Genomic DNA, 20,139 nt, shown 5'->3' with positions numbered 1-20,139 from the left:
AGGAGGCTTGTATGGCCAAGCGCGGTCTGGACCGTATCGACCGCAGGATCCTGCGCATCCTGCAGCGCGAAGGGCGCATCCCTTTCACCGAGCTGGGCGAGCGGGTCGGGCTGTCTACCACTCCCTGCGCGGAGCGGGTCCGGCGCCTGGAGCGCGACGGGGTGATCACCGGCTACCACGCCCGCGTGGCGCCACAGGCGGCGGAAGCGGCGCTGCTGGTGTTCGTGCAGATCAGCCTGGCCTACAAGTCGGGCGATATCTTCGAGGAATTCCGCCGCGCGGCGCTGAAGCTGCCGCACGTGCTCGAGTGCCACCTGGTGTCGGGTGACTTCGACTACCTGATCAAGGCGCGGATCTCGGAGATGGCTTCCTACCGCAAGCTGCTGGGCAGCACCCTGCTGACCCTGCCGTATGTGCGCGAGTCACGCAGCTATATCGTGATGGAGGAGGTGAAGGAGACGCTGGAACTGCCGTTGGAGGATTGATTGCGCTTTCTTCATCCCATTCCGGGAGAGCGGGGCTGAGACCACGCGGGGCGCCGGGGCAAGCAAAGCCGACGTCGTGTGGCTTCAGATGTCTCCGCAAGCGAGCCCCGTCGTGGCCGGGGGGCCTTCGCAGCGAAGTAAAGGAGGAGGCATCCGCCGCAGGCGGAGGCCGGGGGACATGAGCAGCGAAGGCCTCCCGGCCGCGGCGGGGCCGATCAGGTCACCGCACGCCCAAGCGAAGAAACCGCTGTTCCTCGTGTCCCCCCCGATGTCAGACGAAGGACCGGAAAATTTCCGGTCGTGGCCCTTGAAAAGAAAAAACCAGGTCCCATCTCCTGACCACGCCCGGCTCACCGGGTCTGTGCTGTCCACGGCTTTGGCACTCTGCCGGGCAGAGTGCTAATATCGCCGCCCAAATCCCAACCCGATCAATCACTTGACGAGGATCGACATGAGCAATATCAAGCCGCTTTACGACCGTGTGGTCATCAAGCGTACCGAAGAAGAAAAGATGTCGGCCGGCGGGATCGTGATCCCCGATTCCGCGACCGAAAAGCCGATCAGGGGTGAAGTTGTCGCCGTCGGCGACGGCAAGGCCCTGGACAACGGCGACGTGCGCGCCCCCAAGGTCAAGATCGGCGACCAGGTGCTGTTCGGCAAGTACAGCGGCACCGAAGTGAAGCTCGAGGGCACCGAATACCTGGTGGTCCGCGAAGACGACATCCTGGCGATCCTGGGCTGATCCAGCCCGGCGATTCCGACATCCCCCAATCACAGAATTTATTCCGGAGTTAGCAAATGGCTGCCAAGGAAATCCGTTTCGGTGAAGACGCGCGCTCGAAGATGGTGCGCGGCGTCAACACTCTCGCCAATGCCGTCAAGGCAACCCTCGGCCCGAAGGGCCGCAACGTCGTGCTCGACAAGAGCTTCGGCGCCCCGACCATCACCAAGGATGGCGTGTCCGTAGCGAAGGAAATCGAGCTGCAGGACAAGTTCGAGAACATGGGCGCGCAGATGGTCAAGGAAGTTGCTTCCAAGACCTCCGACAATGCCGGTGACGGCACCACCACCGCCACCGTGCTGGCCCAGGCCTTCATCCGCGAGGGCTCCAAGGCCGTCGCCGCGGGCATGAACCCGATGGACCTCAAGCGCGGCATTGACCAGGCCGTCCGCGCCGCAGTGGAAGAGCTGAAGAACATCAGCAAGCCCACCGCCGACGACAAGGCGATCGCCCAGGTCGGCACCATCTCCGCCAACTCCGACGAGTCGATCGGCACCATCATCGCCGACGCGATGAAGAAGGTCGGCAAGGAAGGCGTGATCACCGTTGAAGAAGGCTCAGGGCTCGACAACGAGCTGGACGTGGTCGAGGGCATGCAGTTCGACCGCGGCTACCTGTCGCCGTACTTCATCAACAACCAGCAGTCGATGTCGGCCGACCTGGATGATCCGTTCATCCTGCTGCACGACAAGAAGATCTCCAACGTGCGTGACCTGCTGCCCGTGCTGGAAGGCGTGGCCAAGGCCGGCAAGCCGCTGCTGATCGTGGCCGAGGAAGTCGAGGGCGAAGCCCTGGCGACCCTGGTGGTCAACACCATCCGCGGCATCGTCAAGGTCGTGGCAGTGAAGGCCCCGGGCTTCGGCGACCGTCGCAAGGCGATGCTGGAAGACATGGCCGTGCTGACCGGCGGCACCGTGATCTCCGAGGAAGTGGGCCTGCAGCTCGAAAAGGCCACCATCCAGGACCTGGGCCGCGCCAAGAAGGTGCAGGTGACCAAGGAGAACACCACCATCATCGACGGCGCGGGCGATTCCCCGGCCATCGAGTCGCGCATCAAGCAGATCAAGGCGCAGATCGAGGACACCTCCTCGGACTACGACCGCGAGAAGCTGCAGGAGCGCGTGGCCAAGCTGGCCGGTGGCGTGGCGGTGATCAAGGTCGGTGCTTCGACCGAGATCGAAATGAAGGAAAAGAAGGCCCGCGTCGAAGACGCCCTGCACGCCACGCGTGCTGCGGTGGAAGAAGGCGTGGTCCCGGGCGGCGGCGTTGCGCTGATCCGCGCGCTGCAGGCCATCGGTGAGCTCAAGGGCGCCAACGAAGACCAGAACCACGGCATCGTCATCGCCCTGCGTGCGATGGAAGCCCCGCTGCGCGAGATCGTCGCCAACGCGGGCGAAGAGCCGTCGGTCATCGTCAACCAGGTCAAGGAAGGCAAGGGCAACTACGGCTACAACGCCGCCAATGGCGAATTCGGCGACATGATCGAATTCGGCATCCTGGACCCGACCAAGGTGACCCGTTCGGCGCTGCAGAACGCCGCTTCCATTGCCGGTCTGATGATCACGACCGAAGCGATGGTGGCTGACCTGCCGCAGAAGGACGAGCCGGCGATGCCGGGCGGTGGTGACATGGGCGGAATGGGTGGCATGGGCGGCATGGGTTTCTGATCCCGTCCATCCAGCGTTCCACTGCAAAACAAGGGGCCCCGCAGCGATGCGGGGCCCTTTTTTGTCCGCATCGGGCGGCAGGTGCCGTAGGTCAGGGTTCACCCCGTCAGCGTTGCCATCCATGAAAAAACTGACCGTCGCGATGTTCATCGCCGCTTTCGTTGCCACCGCTGCCGCCGCCGTTCCGGCGATCGCGCAAGCCGAGCCAGCCACGCGCTTTGTCAGCGAAGGCGGCTACGCGCCGCTTGATGCAGACGAGGTGTGGGAAAGGATCAACGGTGCCCTGCCGGGTGATCCGGAGGCGATATTCCTGCCGGCAGCCGGACTTGGACCGATCCCGGTCGCGCTGCTGGCGCTGGAGGCGTCCGAACCGGCGCTGGAGCGGGTGCGCTACCGGCTGCGCTATGGCACCGATTGGGTGCACGCATCGCCGGGCGGTGCGCCGCAGCCGTTGAGCTACGTGGAAGTAGTCCGGTTCAACCTGGGGCCGGCCATCCGCCAGGACCTGATCGACTCCCTCGGCAACGACGCAGTGGCCGATGCGGAAGAGTTCGGCATCGGCCCACACGTCGGCTGGCGGATCGTGACCCGGCCGGTGATGGGCAACCGTGCAATCGTGGTGGCAGCGGGGCGCATGCAGGTCGATGAGCCTGATGCCCGCGAAGAAGCTTGCCTGGGTGCGCCCTGTCTGGACGCCGCGCCGCTGATTGAAGGCGCCGCGGCTTGGGGCGACATGGAACCAGGCAGTGCCGGACCGGCCGGTATCGCCGGTGATGCAATGACGGCGGCGGGGGCGGTTGACCTGCTGCTGGGCAAAGTGGACAGCATTGAGGCGGACGCGGAGGCGGGCACGCCGGGCATCCCGGGGTGGGCCATCGAAGCGGTGGTCGAAGTGAACCTTGGGCAGGATGAGGGCTTGGACGCCGCCTATCGCTGGGGCGGGCTGATGGACGACTCCGTGACGGCGATCTGGCAGCGGTTGGCGGCTTTCGGGACCGGCCAGGAGCCGGCAACATTTCGCGCCAGTGCATCCGAGTGTGGCCGTGGCGGCGGCTTCGCACCGCCCGGCGGACTCTGCCCCTGAATCCCGCGGGACACCTGCCGGTGGATAGCCGCTGGCAGGGCCCGGCTGATCAACCGGGAAGCATCGAGCCGGTGTCCAGCCAGCGCTGGTGCCAGCTCAGGGCCTCGCCAAGCAGGTGCGGGGTGTGCTTGCCATAGCTCTCCCGGCAGGCGCGGTCGAAATAGTCCTGCAGCTCATCGCGGAAGTCCGGGTGCGCGCAGTTGTCGATCAGGGTCTGCGCGCGCTGCTTGGGCGACAGCCCGCGCAGGTCGGCCACGCCCTGCTCGGTGACGATGATCGACACATCGTGCTCGGTGTGATCGACATGGCTGGCCATCGGCACGATGGAAGAGATGGTGCCGCCCTTGACGGTGCTGGGCGAGAGGAAGATCGACAGGAACGCGTTGCGGGTGAAATCGCCCGAGCCGCCGATGCCGTTCATGATCCGGCTGCCCATGATGTGGGTCGAGTTGACGTTGCCGTACAGGTCCACCTCGACCATGCCGTTCATGCCGATGCAGCCCAGCCGGCGCACCAGCTCCGGATGGTTGGAGATCTCCTGTGGGCGCATGATGATGCGCTCGCGGAAGAAGTCGATATCGCGGCTGAAGGCCGCATGTGCGTCCGGGCTCAGGGCGAAGCCGGTACACGAGGCCACACGCAGCACGCCGCTGCGCAGCAGCTCGAGCATGCCGTCCTGGATGACCTCGGTGAACGCGGTCAGATCGCGGAAGCCGCTGCTGGCCAGGCCAGCCAGCACCGCGTTGGGAATGTTGCCCACGCCCGACTGCAGTGGCAGCAGATCGGCGGGCATGCGCTTGTTGGCGATCTGGTGCTGCAGGAACTCGATCAGGTGCCCGGCGATGCGTTCGCTGGTGGCGTCGACCGGGTTGAACGGGCTGTTGCGGTCCGGCGCATTGGTACGCACCACCGCTACGATCCGCTCCGGATCCACCTGCAGCGCGGTGTCGCCGATGCGGTCATCCACGTGTTCAAGTGGAATGGGCTTGCGCTGCGGTGGCCGGGCGGTGCCGTAGTAGATGTCGTGCATGCCCTCCAGCCCGGCGGGCTGCCACTCGTTGACCTCCACGATGACCTTCTTGGCCAGGTCCAGCCAGGTCTTGCTGTTGCCGACCGAGGTGGAGGGCACGATGCCGCCGTCCTCGCGGATCGCGACGGCCTCGATCACCGCCACGTCGATATCGCCGTAGAAGCCGAACCAGGCGTGCGGGGCCACGTGGCTGAGGTGGGCGTCGATGTAGGCCAGCGAGCCGTCGTTGATCCGATCCCGGGTCTGCGGGTCGCTCTGGTACGGAAGGCGCAGGGCGATGCCGTCCACCTCGGCCAGTGCACCGTCCAGTTCCGGCGCGGTGGACGCGCCAGTGAGCAGGTTGATCTGGAACTTGCCGCCGCCATTGTGCTGGCGGATGCGCTCGGCCAGCGCCCCCGGGACTGCCTTGGGATAGCCGGAGCCGGTGAAGCCGCTCATGGCAACGGTGTTGCCCGGCTGGATGTGGCTGGCGGCGGTGGCTGCGTCAACGATGCGCTGGCGCAGGAGCGGACTCTGGATGCGGTCTGTCGGCATGGATGGCGGTGGGCAGTGGGGGGCCCCTATTGTCGCCCCGGGAGCCGCCGAGCGGTGTCCCGGGGCGGGGACGACGTGTTTCCATCGCATGTTTGCGCACGCCGGGCCCGGCGCCGCTGTGCCGGACCCGGTGGTATGAACGGGTACTACAGATCCACGCCGAAGCCGATGCCGGCCGACTTCTCACCGCTGCTGAAGGCGCCACCAATGGAGAACGAGGCGGTGCGACCGATGCGCTTGCCGTAGCCGACCGACAGCCCCTGCTCGCCGCCCTGGAAGCCGGCGCCGACCGCGACGCGGCCGCGCGGGCTCTGGGTGCCCGCCGCGTTGATCGCCATGTTCAGCATCGCCGAGCTCATCGCGCCCATGCGGTCGATGCGGCGGTCCTGGTGGTGCAGGCGGTGGTCGAAGTCGTCGAAGCGGTCCTCAAGCACGTTGAGCCGGTCGTTGATGCCACCGGTGTCGAAGCCCACAAGCGCATGGATCGCCTGGTCGGTGTAGCTGTTGGCGGACGACAGGGTCGCCGTGCTGCGGGTGTCGGTGTACTGGTTGGCCTCGGCCAAGGTCGCCTCGTCGCCCGCCTGCATGTCCGCGCGGATGGCGGTTTCGCGGGTGTCGGTATAGCCGTTGGCGGCGGTGAGGGTGGTGGCGTCGCCGGCGGCGGCGATTTCCTGCACGCGGGTCTCGCTGACCAGGTCGAGGTCGGAGATCTGCGCGTCGGTGTAATTGTTGGCGGCGGTCAGGGTGGTGGCATCGCCGGCGTCGGCAATCTCGCGCACCCGCGCCTCGGACACGCCACCGCCGCCCACCACGCCGTCCAGCGCGGCCTGCAGCTGGCGCAGGTTGACCGCGTCCGTGCCGCCGGTTGCATCGCCCACGTTGGTGATGCGGCGCAGGTTGTCGGCGCTGCCCACCGACACCGTATTGGCGGTGTCCGCGACCGAACCGGCACCCAGTGCCACCGCGTTGGTGGCCTCGGCATTGGCTTCCATGCCCAGGGCAATGCTGTTGTCTCCGGTCGCGGCAGACGCGTACCCCAGCGCGGTGCTGCGTGCGCCCGCCGCAGTGTTGCCGTAGCCAAACGCATTGGCCCGGTCGCCGGTGACGGAGTTTCCGCGCCCGAAAGCCGAGGCATACTCTCCCTCGGCCGTGTTCCCGTTCCCCACTGCGCTGGACTGCTGCCCGCTGGCGACGTTCGAGTAGCCGACGGCGACGCCGTACACCGCGCTCGAAGTGTTCCCCGTGCCAAAAGCGATGCTGTTGCGCGCGGTGGCGGTGTTCGAAGAGCCAAACGCATTCGCATAGTCACCCGACGCTGTGTTTCCTTCACCGAACGCGTTGCCGCTCGCTCCTTCGGCCTCGTTCCTGTAACCGAATGCGGTGCTGGACGTTCCCTGGGCGCTGTTCAGGCGCCCGAACGCGTTGGCGTGCGCCCCGTCTGCGGTGTTGCTGAAGCCGAAGCTGTTGGCGTGCTCGCCGGCGGCGGTGTTGGAGGCGCCGAACGCGCTGCTGGATGACCCGCTGGCCACATTGCCGCCACCAAACGCACTGGAGGAGGTTGCCTCGCTGCGGTTGCCGCTTCCGAACGCGTTCGCACCGCTTGCCGAGGCAGCGTTGGTCCTGCCAATTGCGAGGGAACTGTCGCCACCCGCGGTGTTGCGCTCACCTGCCGCGACGCTCGCGGTTCCGGCGGCCAGGTTGCTTCGGCCCACGGCCGTGGCGTCGGCACCACTTGCGGTGTTGTCGTAGCCGTACGCACTGGCTCGCACGTCGCTGGCGGTATTCCCCCGTCCGACTGCGCTGGCGTCGGTCCCGGTGGCGCTGTTTGCATAGCCGAACGCGCTGGTGCGTACCGAGCTTGCGGTATTGCCGTGGCCCATGGCCGAGCTGTAGTCGCCGCGTGCGATGTTTTCGCTTCCGATCGCGCTGGAGTTGAAGCTGCTGGCGTTGTTGCCGCGCCCGTAGGCGCTGGCGTTGGCGTGGCAGGTGCTGTTGGCGTTGCCGTGTTCGCTGCCCAGGGTACGGTCGGCGGTGGCCGCCTGCTCCCATGCCTGGGTGGCGGTGTTGAACACCCAGCAGGCGGCTCCGGCGGGGTCGGCCTTCGCAGGTGAGGTGACGGCCAGCCCGAGCGCAAGTGCGAGCGGAAAGAGCTTGAGGGTGTGGGGGATCGCAGGGTGCTGCATGGTGTTCTCCGTCATGGTTGGATGTGATCCAGCTACGCCTTGGTCCTGCCGGCGGCAGGACAAGGCGCCGGACCCTCCAGCCACGACAACGGCTGGCGGTAACTGACAGCGGATGGTGCCGGGTGCCCGCTCAGCGGCGGAGCAGCCCGCGCAGCAGGCCCTTGCCGCTTTCCCGGGCTGCTTCGCTGCCGGCCTCACGCGCCGTCGGCGCGGCAATGCCGGATGGCATCAGCATCGCTGTGGACTTGCTGCGCACGCGTACGCTCCAGCCTGGGTTGGCGACGGGCTCGTTGATCGTGCGCTCGTTGCCGTAGGCGATCATCTGCACCATGGGTGCGTCGCCAGCGAAGACCGCATCAGGGATCTGACAGCTGCGGCTGCCGCTGCCCAGCAGCGTGCCCTGCTGTGTCCACTGCGAGACCAGGTGTTCGGGCAGGAAGTCGACCAGCTCCGGGCCCGCATAGCCGTCCGCGGAGCTGCTCCACATCACGATCGTGTCACCGTCCATTGCGGTTGCGTGGATGAAGTAGGCGCGGGCGCCGTCGACGCTGTTCCAGCTCAGCAGAGTGCCGTGGTCATTGGTTTCGCGCTCAAGCTCGAGGGCAGGCAGGAAGTCGTGCTCGGAGCGGAGGTCGAACCCGATCGAAGCCGGCAGGCCATCGCCGGTGACCTGGTGCGCGCCCACCAGAGACGCCTTCGCGGACACCGGCCTGCGGGTGGAAGGGTTGGGCCACAGCGCGTAGTGCGGGCCCGGATTGATGCCGGTCTGCGGCACGCTGCGCGGGGTCATGGCGCGACCACTGTTGACCGGCTGGCCGTCGCGGACGCTCATGGTGAACGTGGCCGGCTGGCCTGCAGACACCTGGTCGCCGCAGCCCCAGTAATAGCGGATGGTGTAGGGGCCGCCGTCGGCGAGGGCCTGGTGGCTGGCCGGGCCGCCGGCACCGCCGTCGTTGGATGCCTGTCGGGAAGCTGGCGGCAGCAGTGCGATCTCGTCGCCAACGCGCAGGCCGCGGGGCACGGCCTGCATGGCCGGCGTTCCGGGCTGGCTGCGGTTGTACAGGGCCACGTCCATGTATCGGCCGGGCATTGCCGGATGCCGCGCCATTCCGTAATGGGTATTGCCGCCGGACACTGCTCCGGCGAAGCGGCCGAGCGCACCCATGGCGCCCATGCCGGGCATGGTGTGGGTGGCGACGTCGATGTAGAGATCGGCCTGCGTGTCCTGCGCGCCTGCTGGCGTGGATGCGGCGGCCAGCGCCAGGGCCAGCGCTGCGGGAACGAGGGAGTGGGAGCGATGCATGTTGGAAACCACCCGGTGAGGTGCGGACCGAACGGCGGCCCAGCCGCGCCCGGTTCGTCCGGGCATCTCATCCACGAGATCGGGTGGCAGAAACTGACAGCGGGGTGCAACGATGTTCGTGCCGCCGGACCGGCGGGCGCTGACCCTAGGGCAGGGCCAGGCAGGTGTGTTCGCCTGGGGCGGCCAGGCATTGCGACAGCGGGGCCACTCCTGCGTGAGCAGTCAGCTGGCCGGCAAGTGCGGCCATGGCGGTGGCATCGTCCGTCTGGTGCGCCAACAGAAGCGAGGCCATCCACGGCCGCATCCATTCGCGGTGGTTTTCCTGCGGCGGATACTTCTCCCGCAGATCCGCAAGCGCTTCGCTGGCCGCATTCACTTCTCCCGTCACCAACAGCCGTTCGGCACGCGCCTGGTGCCAGCCCAGCTGCATGGCGTCCTCGTCTTCCGGGAGACACGCGTCAAGCACGCGGCTGGCCTCGACCAGCCTGTCGCGTCGCAGTTCGGCGCTCGCCCGGAAGCCGCAGTTGGTGAAGATCCCGAAGTGCGCCGGACCGACCGAAGCGCGCAGCAGTTCATCGCTGCGGGCAAGGACTTCGATTGCCTCCGCCGGGTTGCCGCTGGCCACCTCCGCGTATGCCTGGGCGGAAAGGCAGCGACCGAATGCCCCCTTGCTGTCGCTCTGCTGACTCATGAGTCCGTCGCCCTCCCGGAACGCATCCAACGATTCAGCATGCGCGCCCCGCTGTTGCAGTACGAACCCCAGATAGCACCGCGCCATCCCGCGCATCAGCATCGGCCTCTGTTCGGAAATGTCCGCGGTTTCAATCGATTCCCTGGCCAGCGCTTCGGCGCGGTCAAGCATGCCCAGCGCACGCAGCGTATGGGTCGCCTCGCCCAGATTGAACGAAAGTCCCGCGGTCCCGGGCCCATAGAACGCCCGGGCGATCCGCAGCCGCTCTTCCTGGATCGGCAGCTTCTCCTCCGCGGATGCCTCCCACATAGCCGCCAGCAGGCCATTGATCACATGCAGGTGCATGTATGACTCGCGAACCTCGCTGCCCTCTACATCGGCCAGCAGGGTGCGGAAGTGGTCTCCGGCGGCGTCGGGCTCGATCTGCAACAGGGCGTCCCCGAGCATGACCCGGGTGCGGAAGCGCTCCAGCGGTGGAGCGTCCCAAAGCGCGTTCAGCTCCATGGCTTCCCGTGCGTGAGCGGCTACCGCCCGGTAATCACCGTTGCGCCTGGCGTGGCGTCCCAGCTCCCAGTGTGCACGCGCGAGCTCGCCGGCGGCGATATCGCGATGCGGCGCGAGCAGTTCGAGTGCCTGTTCCAGATCTTCCAGCGAGTGCTCGTGGTCCTCGAGATTGAAGCGTACGGTGCCGGTCAGCAACAGCACGTCGGCGGCGGTAAGCGGCGTATCGGCGAAGTCTTCGCTCCTGGCCCGGTCCGAGGCTGTCTGCAGCAGGTCGGCGGCGGACGCTGGCCCGCCGTCATTGCCGCGCGCATTGAGGAACGCGTAGCCAATCATGTCGCGCACGTCCTCCGCCCGGCCCGCGCGCGCGTTCGCTTTACCGGCCTCGCGCTGTGCCAGTTCAGCCTGATGCTCGGCCAGCTCGGCTTGCTCGCGGGCCTTCCCGGCCTGCCACAGCGTTGTCGCGATGCCGCCGGCCATGGTGATTGCCAGCAGCATGCCCGCCGCCACGCCCACCTTGTTGCGGGTGATGAACTTGCGTGCCCGGTAGCCGATCTTCGGCTTCTGCGCGAGCACCGGGCGACCGTCGAGCCAGCGGCGCAGGTCGTCGGCCAGCGCTTCGGCGGTGGCGTAGCGTTGCCCGGGTTCTTCGGCCAGCGCCTTCAGCAGCACCCGGTCCAGGTCGCTTTTCAGCGGCACGTAGTGGCGGTGGTAGGCGTCGCCGGCATCGCGCACCAGCAGCGAAGGCCGGGTGCTGTGGGTACCCGCTTCGCCGCCGCCGGGGGTGCGGCCGGTGAGCAGGCGATGCAGCAGCGCGCCCAAGCCGTAGATGTCCATCACTGTGGTCGGTGGTGCGCCGCGCAGCTGCTCCGGAGCGGCGTAGCCGGGCGTCAGGGCGCGCCACATGGTGTGGGTCCGTTCGCCGTCGTCATCGGCGAACTGGCCAATGCCGAAGTCCAGCAGGCGCACATGGCCGTCGCGGTCCACCAGCACGTTGGACGGTTTGAGGTCGCGATGGATGACCAGGTTGCGGTGGGCATAGGCCACGGCGTCGCAGACCTGCAGGTACAGGCGCACGATCGCCCGCGCGTCCAACGACTGCGCGTCGCACCAGGCGTCGATGCGGTCCCCATCCACCAGCGGCATTGCCAGCCAGCAGGTGCCGTCGTCGGCAACCCCGGAGTCGACCAGGGCGGTCACGTTGGGGTGGTTGAGCCGCGCGAGGATCGCGGCTTCGCGATGGAAGCGTTCGCGGCCGGTCAGGCCCAGCGCGCCGAGGGTGAGGATCTTGATCGCCGCCTGCTGCCGGGCCATGCCCTGTTCGCGCCAGGCCCGGTAGACCACCGCCATGCCGCCGCGGCCGAGCTCGGATTCCAGGGTCCAGTCGCCAAGCTGACAGCCGGACAGGTTGCTGCCGGTGGGATCCATGGTGGCGCGCGGGCGCTGGTGGGCAGCGATGAGCTGCTCCAGGCGCTGGCGGACAGGCGGTTCTGGATCCTGCCCAGCCAGCCAGGCGTCCCGCTCAGCGGGGCGCAGATCCAGCCAGTGGTCGAACAGCGCATCGGCAGCCTGCCACTGCGCGAGCTGGTCAGGATCCATTGCCGTCTTCCTCCAGCATCGCCTGCATGAAAGCACGGGCCCGCTCCCAGTCGCGGTAGACCGTGCGCTCGGAGACATCCAGCAGCGAGGCGATCTCGGAAAACTCCAGACCGCCGAACCAGCGCAGCTCTACCACCTGCCGGCGCTGCGGGCTGATCGCTTCCAGCGCTTCAAGCGCCTTGTCCAGGGCGAGCACGCTGGTCATGGCCGGATCGACGCCGGGGATCCGGTCGTCCAGTTCCACCATCAGCTGCCCGCCGCCGCGCTTGGCCGCGCCGCGCGCGCGCGCGTGTTCCACCAGGATCCAGCGCATTGCCTTGGCCGACGCCGCGAAGAAGTGGTTGCGGTCGTTCAGTGGGAGCGCACTGCCCTGGGTGATGCGCAGATACAGCTCGTGGACCAGTACGGTGGGTGAGATGGTGTGCTCACTGCCACGCAGGCGGGAGTTGGCCAGACGTACCAGTTCGGGGTACAGCGCCTCGAACACCGCCGACAGGTGCCCGGGCCCGTTTTCGCGGGCCTGCGCGAGCAGGCGTGTGATATCGGTCTCGACCACCTTGGCCATCCCCTTCCCTGTGCGCTGACGCTAGCAGGGGGCAGGGGGCCACGCAATCGGGGCAAACACCTGGAAACTGAACGGTCCGGGCCGTGGCCCGGGCGACGGTCAGGGCGTGGCCGGCTCCGCCGCCGGCTGGCGCACGAAGCGTGCACGCAGCCGCGCCAGGGCCAGGTAGATCGCCGGGGTGGTGTACAGGGTCAGCACCTGGCTCACCAGCAGGCCGCCCACCACGGCGATGCCCAGCGGGCGGCGCATTTCCCAGCCCTCACCGGTGGCCAGCATCAGCGGCAGCATGCCAAGCAGGGCTGCCAGGCTGGTCATCAGGATCGGGCGGAAGCGCAGGCGGGCCGCTTCCACGATCGCCGCCTCCGGGGTCATGCCGTGATCGCGCTGCGCCGCCAGGGCGAAGTCGATCATCAGGATGGTGTTCTTCATCACCACCCCCACCAGCAGGAACAGGCCGAGCAGGGAGATCAGGTCGAGTTCGGTGTCAAACAGCAGCAGCGCCAGCAGCGCGCCCACGCCGGCCGAAGGCAGGATCGACAGGATCGCCAGCGGCAGCAGGAAGCTTTCGTACAGCACGCCCAGCACCAGGTACACCGCCAGCACCGCGCCCAGGATCAGCCACAGCTGTCGCTGGCCCATGTCCTGCAGGCTGCCGGCGTCCTCGCTGAGCCTGGCCTGCACTTCGCTGGGCAGCATGATCCCGGCCATCGCACGCTCGATCGCCTCCACGCCCTCGCCCAGCGATACGCCCGGGGCCAGCGCGAAGTTGATGCGGGTGGCGACGAACTGCTCGCGGTGCTGGATGCGGTCGGGCGCCATGCCGTACGACCAGTTGGCGAACGCCGACAGCGGCACCCGCTTGCCGCCCTCGCCGATGGCGTACACCTGATCCAGCGTGTCGGGTGTCTGCGTGTGGCGCGGGTCCAGCTCCATCACCACCCGGTACTGGTTGAGGGTGTCATAGAGCGTGGCGACCTGGCGCTGGCTGAAGGAGTTGTTGAGCACGGTCGCCACCATGCGCATGTCCACGCCCAGCTGCGCGGCCGCGGTGCGGTCGATGTCCAGCACCACCTGGCGGCTGCCCTCGTCGCCGCGCGAGTCCACGTCCACCAGCTCGGGCAGGGCTTCGAGTGCGTCACGGATGCGCGGCGTCCATTCGCGCAGCGGGGCGATGTCGCCTGACAGCAGGTCCAGCCGGTAGGTTTCCTCGTCACCACCGCCGCCGCCGCCGATGCGGATGTCCTGGTCCACCCACAGGCCCATGCGTCCGCCGGGTACGGACGGCATCTGCATGCGCAGGCGGTCGATCACTTCGCGGCTGGAGACTCCGCGCTCCTGCAGCGGCTTCATCTGGATCATGATGAAGGCGTTGTTGACCCCGCTCGTGCCGCCGATGTAGCCGGAAATGTGCTCGATCGCGGGGTCGGACATCAGCAGCTGCCGGTAGGCGTCGATCTTGGGCTGCATGACCTGGAAGGAGAGGCCGTCGTCGCCGCGGGCGAAGCCGCGCAGCTGGCCGGTGTCCTGCTGCGGTACGGTGCCGCGCGGCACCTGCCCCGACAGCCATACGCTCAGGCCGATCGCGCCAGCCAGCACCAGCAGCACCACGGGCACGTTGCGCACCACGCCGCCGAGCGAGCGCAGGTACGCACCGCGCAGCCCTTCGAACGCCATGCCGCCCAGCCGCTGCCAAGGGGTGACCACCCTGTCCGGATCCTTGCGCCCGAGCAGCCGCGCCGCCAGCGTGGGAGTGAGGCTCAGCGACACCAGCAGCGAGACGCCCATCGCCGCCACCAGGGTCAGCGAGAACTCGCGGAACAGGCGTTCGACGAAATCATCCAGGAACAGGATCGAGACGAACACCACCGCCAGCGCCAGGTTCATCGACAGCAGGGTGGTGCCGACTTCGCCGGCGCCGCGCATGGCCGCCTTCCACGGCGAGAGTCCGGCTTCAATGTGGCGGGAGATGTTCTCCAGCACCACGATGGCATCGTCCACCACCAGCACCGCGGCCACGATCAGGGCCATCAGCGACATGGTGTTGAGCGAAAAACCGAGCATCCAGATGATCGCCAGCGCGCCGAACAGCGATACCGGGATTGCCAGCGTGGGTACCAGCGCCGCGCGCCAGCTGCCCAGGAACGCCAGTACCACCAGCACCACCAGGCCCACCGCCAGCAGCAGGGTGTGCTCGGCCTCGCTGAGCGTCGCGCGGATCACCGGCGAGCGGTCCATCACCACTTCCATGTCCACGCCGGCAGGCAGCAGCGCGCGCAGCTGGTCCATCTGCGCGTGGATCGCGTCCACGGTCTCGATGATGTTGGCGTTGGGCTGGCGGCTGATCACCAGCAGCACCGCATCGCGGTTGTTGTGAAAGCCCGCGGCGTAGCGGTTCTCGGTGCCCTCGGCCACCTGGGCCACGTCACGCAGGTGCACCGGACGGTCGTTGCGCCAGGCCACGATCAGCTCGCGGTACTCGTCGGCGGTGCGCAGCTGCAGGTTGGCTTCCACCTGCCACTGGCGGTCATCGGTGGCCACGTGGCCGAGCGGGCGCAGGGCGTTGGCGTTGCGGATCGCGCCGGCGACTTCGTCCAGGGCAATGCCGTACTGGTTCAGCGCCGAAGGGTTCAGCGACACCCGCACCGCTGGCAGCGAGGCGCCGCCGGCCTCCACCTGGCCCACGCCCGGGATCTGCGCGATCTTCTGCGCCAGGATGGTGGAGCCCACGTCATAGAGCTCGCCCGGGCTGAGCGTTTCCGAGCTCAGCGCCAGAGACATGATCGGCGCCTGCGAAGGGTTGATCTTGCGGTACTGCGGCATCCCCGGCATGCCCGAGGGCAGCTGCGAACGCGCGGCGTTGATCGCCGCCTGCACCTCGCGCGCGGCCTCGTCCACGTTGCGGTCCAGCGAGAACTGCAGGCTGATCCGGGTCGAACCCTGACTGTTGGAGGAGGTGATGCGGGTGATGCCCGGGATCGTGCCCAGCGCCCGCTCCAGCGGCGTGGCCACCGTGGCCGCCATCGATTCCGGACTGGCGCCGGGCATGCTGGCGGTCACCTGGATGGCCGGGTAGTCGACCTGCGGCAGCGGCGCCACCGGCAGCATCCGGTAGGCCAGCATGCCCGCCAGCACGATCGCCACGGCCAACAGCATCGTGGCCACCGGGCGCTCGATGAACGGGCGCGACAGGTTGGCGCGCTTGGCTTCCATCAGAGCGCCGGTCCTGTTTCGCGGGCCGCGGCGCGACGGCGGTTGGTGAGGCGGTCGAAGAACAGGTAGATCACCGGCGTGGTGAACAGGGTCAGCACCTGGCTGACCATCAGCCCGCCCACCATCACCAGGCCCAGCGGCTGGCGCAGTTCGGCGCCGGAGCCGGAGGCCAGCATCATCGGGATCGCGGCGAACAGTGCGGCCAGGGTGGTCATCAGGATCGGGCGGAAGCGCAGCAGCGCCGCGCGGTGGATTGCCTGCTGCGGTGCCATGCCCTGGTCGCGCTCGGCCTCCAGGGCGAAGTCGACCATCATGATCCCGTTCTTCTTCACCAGGCCGATCAGCAGGATGATGCCGATGATCGCGATCAAGTCCAGGCTGCGCCCGGTTATCAGCAGCGCGGCCAGCGCACCCACGGTGGCCGAAGGCAGGGTGGAGAGGATGGTGATCGGGTGGATGAAGCTCTCGTAGAGCACGCCCAGCACGATGTACATCACCAGCACCGCGGCCAGGATCAGCCACAGCGTGCTGGAGAGCGAGTTGCGGAATGCCTGCGCCGCGCCCTGCAGGCGCAGTTCCACGACCGCCGGCAGGCCGAGTTCGGCGCGAGCGGCTTCAATCTGGTCGACCGCCTCGCCCAGCGAGGCACCCGGCGCCAGGTTGAATGACACCGTGGCCGCGGGGAACTGGCCGATATGGCTGACCATCAGCGGCGCGGCGCGGGTCTCGATCCGGGCGATCCCCGCCAGCGGGGTTTGCTGGCCGTCGCCGGTGGCCACGTGGATGCGGCCGATCGCCTCCGGCCCCAGCTGGAAGCGGCCGTCGACCTCAAGCACCACGCGGTACTGGTTGGCGTGGGTGAAGATGGTCGAGATCTGGCGCTGGCCGAAGGCGTCGTAGAGCGCATCGGCCACGTCGGACACGCGGATCCCCAGGCGCGCGGCGGCATCACGGTCGATGTCCACCCAGGCCTGCAGCCCGCCGTCCTGCAGGTCGCCGGCCACGGCCGCCATTGCCGGGGCGTCCTGCAGACGTTCGATCAGGCGGTCGGCCCACAGGGCGAGTTCGGCGCTGTCGGGGCTGGTGAGCGCGAACTGGTACTGGCCGCGGCTGACCCGGTCCTCGATCGACAGTTCCTGCACCGGCTGCATGTATAGCGCGATTCCCGGCACCTGGGCCGCGCGCTGCTGCAGTCGGGCGATGATCGCGTGGGCGCCTTCGGCGCGATCCGCGTGCGGCTTGAGCTCGATCAGCAGGCGTCCGGTGTTGAGCGTGGCATTGGTGCCGTCCACGCCGATGAACGAGGACAGTGAAGCCACGTCGGGGTCTTCAAGGATCGCCGTTGCCAACGCCTGCTGGCGCTCGGACATGGCCTGGAACGAGACCTGTGCGGGCGCTTCGCTGATGCCCTGGATCAGGCCCGAATCCTGCGACGGGAAGAAGCCCTTGGGCACCGCCACATACAGCAGCGCGGTCAGCGCCAGCGTGCCGACGGTGATGCCGAGCATCAGCGGCTGGCGGGCCAGGGTCCAGTGCAGGGCACGGTCGTAGAGCGCGATCACCCGGTCGAACATGTCGCCTTCCGCGCCGGCCTCGTCGTCACCAGCAGCCGTGCCGGGCTCGGCCACGCCGTGATCGCGCCCGGCCTTGAGGAATCGCGCGCACAGCATGGGCGTCAGCGTGAGCGAGACCACCAGCGACACCGCGATCGCCACCGCCAGGGTCATGGCGAACTCATGGAACAGGCGGCCGACCACGTCGCCCATGAACAGCAGCGGGATCAGCACCGCGATCAGCGACACGGTCAGCGAGATCAGGGTGAAGCCGATCTGCTTGGCGCCATCCAGTGCGGCCTGCAGCCGCGGCTTGCCCTCCTCAAGATGCCGGGCCACGTTTTCCAGCATCACGATCGCATCGTCGACCACGAAGCCGGTGGCGATGGTCAGCGCCATCAGGGTCAGGTTGTTGAGCGAGTAGCCGGCCATCAGCATGAAGCCGAAGGTGGCCACCAGCGACAGCGGCACCGCCAGGCTGGGGATGATGGTGGCCGGGATGGTGCGCAGGAACGCGAAGGTGACCAGCACCACCAGCCCGATCGCCAGCAGCAGCTCGGTCTGCACGCCCTTGATCGAGGCCCGGATCGATTCGGTGCGATCGCTGAGCACGGTCACGTCCACCGCGGTGGGCATGGCTGCCCGCAGGCGTGGCAGCAGTTCGTGCACCGCGTCGACCACTTCGATCACGTTGGCGCCGGACTGGCGCTGGATATTGATCAGGATCGCCGGCGTCTCGCCGGACCAGGCGGCCAGCTGGCGGTTCTCCGGCCCCTGCTCGACCTCGGCCAGGTCGCCCAGGCGCAGCGGCGCGCCGCCGCGCCAGGTGATCACCAGGTCCCGGTATTCCTGAGCCGAGCGCATCTGGTCGTTGGCATCGAGCATGATCGCCCGGTTCGGGCCGTCGAAGCTGCCTTTGGGCATGTTGACGTTGGCGGCTGAAATCGCCGCGCGGATGTCGTCCATGCCGAGGTTTGCCGCCGCCAGTGCGTTGGGGTTCACCTCCACCCGCACTGCCGGACGCTGGCCGCCTGCCAGGCTCACCAGGCCCACGCCGGGCAGCTGTGACAGCCGTTGGGCCATCCGCGTATCCACCAGGTCGTAGACCTCGGGCAGCGGCAGGGTGGGCGAGGTCACCGCCAGGGTCAGGATCGGGGTGTCAGCGGGATTGACCTTGCGGTACACCGGCGGCATCGGCAGGTCGTTGGGGAGCAGGTTGCTGGCCCCGTTGAGCGCGGCCTGCACCTCCTGCTCGGCCACGCCCAGGTCCACCTCCAGCGAGAACTGCAGGGTGATGACCGAGGCGCCCCCGGAGCTGGTGGACGACATCTGGTTGAGCCCCGGGATCTGGCCCAGGTGGCGCTCAAGCGGCGCGGTGACCGCGCTGGTGGTGACCGATGGGCTGGCGCCCGGGTAGAAGGTCAGCACCTGGATGGTGGGGTAGTCGACCTGCGGCAGCGCCGCCACCGGCAGCAGCCGGTAGGCGAAGATGCCCGACAGCAGCAGCGCCAGCATCAGCAGCGTGGTCGCTACCGGGCGCAGGATGAAGGGACGGGAGAGGTTCATGCAGCCGGCCCGGCTCCGTTGCCGGCGTCGCCTTCAGCGGCGTCGGCGGCGTCGGCGGCGTCCTCCGTGGCGGTGGGGGGCTCGCCATCCACCTGCACCACCTCCACCTTGGCTCCATCGCGCAGCCGGTCGATGCCCTCCAGCACCACCCGTTCGCCGTCGACCAGCCCTTCGACCACTTCCACCCGGCCGTCACTGGAGGCGCCCAGCACCACCGGGCGCACGCTGGCGGTGTCTTCGGCGTCGATCACATACACATAGGTGCCCTGGCTGCCGAACTGCACGGCCGCGTCGGGAATGGACAGGGTTTCCTCGTTGCCCAGCTGCAGGCGGATGTTGACCGATTGGTTGGGGAACAGGCGGTCATCCTCGAACAGGGCGCGCAGGCGCAGGGTGCCGGTCTGCGTGTCGATGCGGTTGTCGACGCTGGACAGGGTGCCGGTGGCCAGCAGGCGCCGCTCTTCGCGGTCCCAGGCCTCGACCGGCAGGTCGTCGGCGCGGCGCATGGCGTCGATCAGCGTCGGCACCGCGGTCTCGGGGATCGAAAACAGGGCGCTGATCGGGCTGGTCTGGGTAATGGTGACGATGCCCTCGGTATCGCCGCTGCGCACCAGGTTGCCGGCGTCCACCTGACGCAGGCCCACGCGCCCGGCGACCGGGGCGGTGATGCGGGTGTAATCCAGCTGCAGGCGCGCTTCGTCGACGGCAGCCTGGTCGATCTCGCGGCGGGCTTCCAGCTGGCGCACCCGCGCTTCCAGGTCGGAGACGTCCTGGGCGGCGACGTAGTCGCTCTTGGCCAGGTCGCGGAAGCGGCGCAGCTGGATCCGGGTGTTCTCAAGTTCCGCCAGGTTCTGGCGCTGCTGGCCCTCGGCTTCGGCCAGGCGGATGCGGTACTGGGCAGGGTCGATCTTGGCCAGCAGCTGCCCGGCCTCCACCCGCTGGCCTTCCTCGAACTCCACCCGCAGCAGCTCGCCGTCCACGCGCGAGCGTACGGTCACCTGGTGCAGCGGGGTCACCGTGCCCAGCGCCCGCAGCTGGACCAGCAGCGGTGCCCGCTCGGCTGCGGCCACCCGCACCGGGGTGGCAGGACCACCAGGGCCGAAGAAGCCGCCGCCCCGGCCCGGCCCTGACGGCGACGCGGCTTCGTCCCCACCCGCGCAGCCGCGCCACAGCAGCAGCAATGCGGCAATGACGGCCACGGCAATCAGGAGGGTCTTGGTGCGGGGGGCTTGCTTCATGGAGGGGTCCGGGATGTGCGGGGTGGCGGCGCGGCGGCCGCAATCGGCCGGCGCCGCGGATCAGGCGTTCGGAAGGGGGTGGGCTTGCGCGGAGTGCTGGCGTGCGCATTTTACAGCGGGCCCTATGACAGATGGCGCAGCCGAAAGTC

Annotated in this window: 12 protein-coding genes; 4 read left to right on the top strand and 8 right to left on the bottom strand. The window is 68.3% G+C overall.

The window, feature by feature from the left end:
- Positions 1 to 11 precede the first annotated feature (11 nt).
- From ACW7G3_RS11370 to ACW7G3_RS11355, 4 genes are all read left to right on the top strand, one after another.
- Positions 12 to 485: an AsnC family transcriptional regulator gene (locus tag ACW7G3_RS11370; protein ID WP_456973023.1), complete on the top strand. Its 474-nt coding sequence runs from the start codon at positions 12 to 14 to the stop codon at positions 483 to 485.
- A gap of 451 nt (positions 486 to 936) precedes the next feature.
- Positions 937 to 1,227: a co-chaperone GroES gene (groES, locus tag ACW7G3_RS11365; protein ID WP_456973025.1), complete on the top strand. Its 291-nt coding sequence runs from the start codon at positions 937 to 939 to the stop codon at positions 1,225 to 1,227.
- 56 nt (positions 1,228 to 1,283) lie between these two features.
- Entirely contained in the window at positions 1,284 to 2,933 is a 1,650-nt protein-coding gene (groL, locus tag ACW7G3_RS11360; protein ID WP_456982841.1) for a chaperonin GroEL, read from the top strand.
- Positions 2,934 to 3,054: 121 nt separating this feature from the next.
- On the top strand, positions 3,055 to 4,017 hold the full coding sequence (locus ACW7G3_RS11355; protein WP_456982839.1) for a hypothetical protein: 963 nt from the start codon (positions 3,055 to 3,057) through the stop codon (positions 4,015 to 4,017).
- Between the two features lie 49 nt (positions 4,018 to 4,066).
- Here ACW7G3_RS11355 and ACW7G3_RS11350 read toward each other — a convergent pair whose 3' ends face one another.
- The 8 genes from ACW7G3_RS11350 to ACW7G3_RS11315 form a co-directional block, all read right to left on the bottom strand.
- Positions 4,067 to 5,581, bottom strand: coding sequence for an acetyl-CoA hydrolase/transferase family protein (locus ACW7G3_RS11350; RefSeq protein WP_456982837.1), 1,515 nt, complete (start codon positions 5,579 to 5,581; stop codon positions 4,067 to 4,069).
- A 146-nt stretch (positions 5,582 to 5,727) separates the two neighbouring features.
- Positions 5,728 to 7,779 (bottom strand): hypothetical protein, encoded by a 2,052-nt coding sequence (locus ACW7G3_RS11345; RefSeq protein WP_456982836.1) that lies wholly within the window; start codon positions 7,777 to 7,779, stop codon positions 5,728 to 5,730.
- A 115-nt stretch (positions 7,780 to 7,894) separates the two neighbouring features.
- Complete coding sequence (locus ACW7G3_RS11340) at positions 7,895 to 9,067, bottom strand: hypothetical protein (protein ID WP_456982834.1); 1,173 nt, start codon at positions 9,065 to 9,067, stop codon at positions 7,895 to 7,897.
- A gap of 145 nt (positions 9,068 to 9,212) precedes the next feature.
- A complete protein-coding gene (locus tag ACW7G3_RS11335) occupies positions 9,213 to 11,858 on the bottom strand; it encodes a protein kinase domain-containing protein (RefSeq protein WP_456982832.1) in 2,646 nt (881 codons plus the stop codon).
- Complete coding sequence (locus ACW7G3_RS11330; RefSeq protein ID WP_456973038.1) at positions 11,848 to 12,423, bottom strand: ECF-type sigma factor; 576 nt, start codon at positions 12,421 to 12,423, stop codon at positions 11,848 to 11,850. The genes ACW7G3_RS11335 and ACW7G3_RS11330 overlap by 11 nt, the downstream gene beginning before the upstream one ends.
- 99 nt (positions 12,424 to 12,522) lie before the next feature.
- On the bottom strand, positions 12,523 to 15,633 hold the full coding sequence (locus tag ACW7G3_RS11325; protein ID WP_456982831.1) for an efflux RND transporter permease subunit: 3,111 nt from the start codon (positions 15,631 to 15,633) through the stop codon (positions 12,523 to 12,525).
- Positions 15,633 to 18,752 carry a multidrug efflux RND transporter permease subunit gene (locus ACW7G3_RS11320; RefSeq protein WP_456982829.1) on the bottom strand — a complete coding sequence of 1,040 codons (3,120 nt, stop codon included), beginning with the start codon at positions 18,750 to 18,752 and terminating at the stop codon, positions 15,633 to 15,635. The genes ACW7G3_RS11325 and ACW7G3_RS11320 overlap by 1 nt, the downstream gene beginning before the upstream one ends.
- The gene (locus tag ACW7G3_RS11315) at positions 18,749 to 19,990 is read right to left on the bottom strand and encodes an efflux RND transporter periplasmic adaptor subunit (protein WP_456982828.1); all 1,242 of its coding nucleotides are present in this window, start codon (positions 19,988 to 19,990) and stop codon (positions 18,749 to 18,751) included. Before ACW7G3_RS11315 ends, ACW7G3_RS11320 begins: the two co-directional genes overlap by 4 nt.
- Positions 19,991 to 20,139: the final 149 nt, after the last annotated feature.

The organism is Luteimonas sp. A478 (assembly GCF_054052025.1).
The sequence above is the reverse complement of the archived record's forward strand: the minus strand, read 5'-3'. Positions and strand labels throughout refer to the sequence as shown.

Coding starts and splice junctions, on each gene's coding strand:
- ACW7G3_RS11370 (WP_456973023.1), top strand. CDS start 12: ATGGCCAAGCGCGGTCTGGACCGTATCGACCGCAGGATCCTGCGCATC.
- groES (WP_456973025.1), top strand. CDS start 937: ATGAGCAATATCAAGCCGCTTTACGACCGTGTGGTCATCAAGCGTACC.
- groL (WP_456982841.1), top strand. CDS start 1,284: ATGGCTGCCAAGGAAATCCGTTTCGGTGAAGACGCGCGCTCGAAGATG.
- ACW7G3_RS11355 (WP_456982839.1), top strand. CDS start 3,055: ATGAAAAAACTGACCGTCGCGATGTTCATCGCCGCTTTCGTTGCCACC.
- ACW7G3_RS11350 (WP_456982837.1), bottom strand. CDS start 5,581: ATGCCGACAGACCGCATCCAGAGTCCGCTCCTGCGCCAGCGCATCGTT.
- ACW7G3_RS11345 (WP_456982836.1), bottom strand. CDS start 7,779: ATGACGGAGAACACCATGCAGCACCCTGCGATCCCCCACACCCTCAAG.
- ACW7G3_RS11340 (WP_456982834.1), bottom strand. CDS start 9,067: ATGCATCGCTCCCACTCCCTCGTTCCCGCAGCGCTGGCCCTGGCGCTG.
- ACW7G3_RS11335 (WP_456982832.1), bottom strand. CDS start 11,858: ATGGATCCTGACCAGCTCGCGCAGTGGCAGGCTGCCGATGCGCTGTTC.
- ACW7G3_RS11330 (WP_456973038.1), bottom strand. CDS start 12,423: ATGGCCAAGGTGGTCGAGACCGATATCACACGCCTGCTCGCGCAGGCC.
- ACW7G3_RS11325 (WP_456982831.1), bottom strand. CDS start 15,633: ATGGAAGCCAAGCGCGCCAACCTGTCGCGCCCGTTCATCGAGCGCCCG.
- ACW7G3_RS11320 (WP_456982829.1), bottom strand. CDS start 18,752: ATGAACCTCTCCCGTCCCTTCATCCTGCGCCCGGTAGCGACCACGCTG.
- ACW7G3_RS11315 (WP_456982828.1), bottom strand. CDS start 19,990: ATGAAGCAAGCCCCCCGCACCAAGACCCTCCTGATTGCCGTGGCCGTC.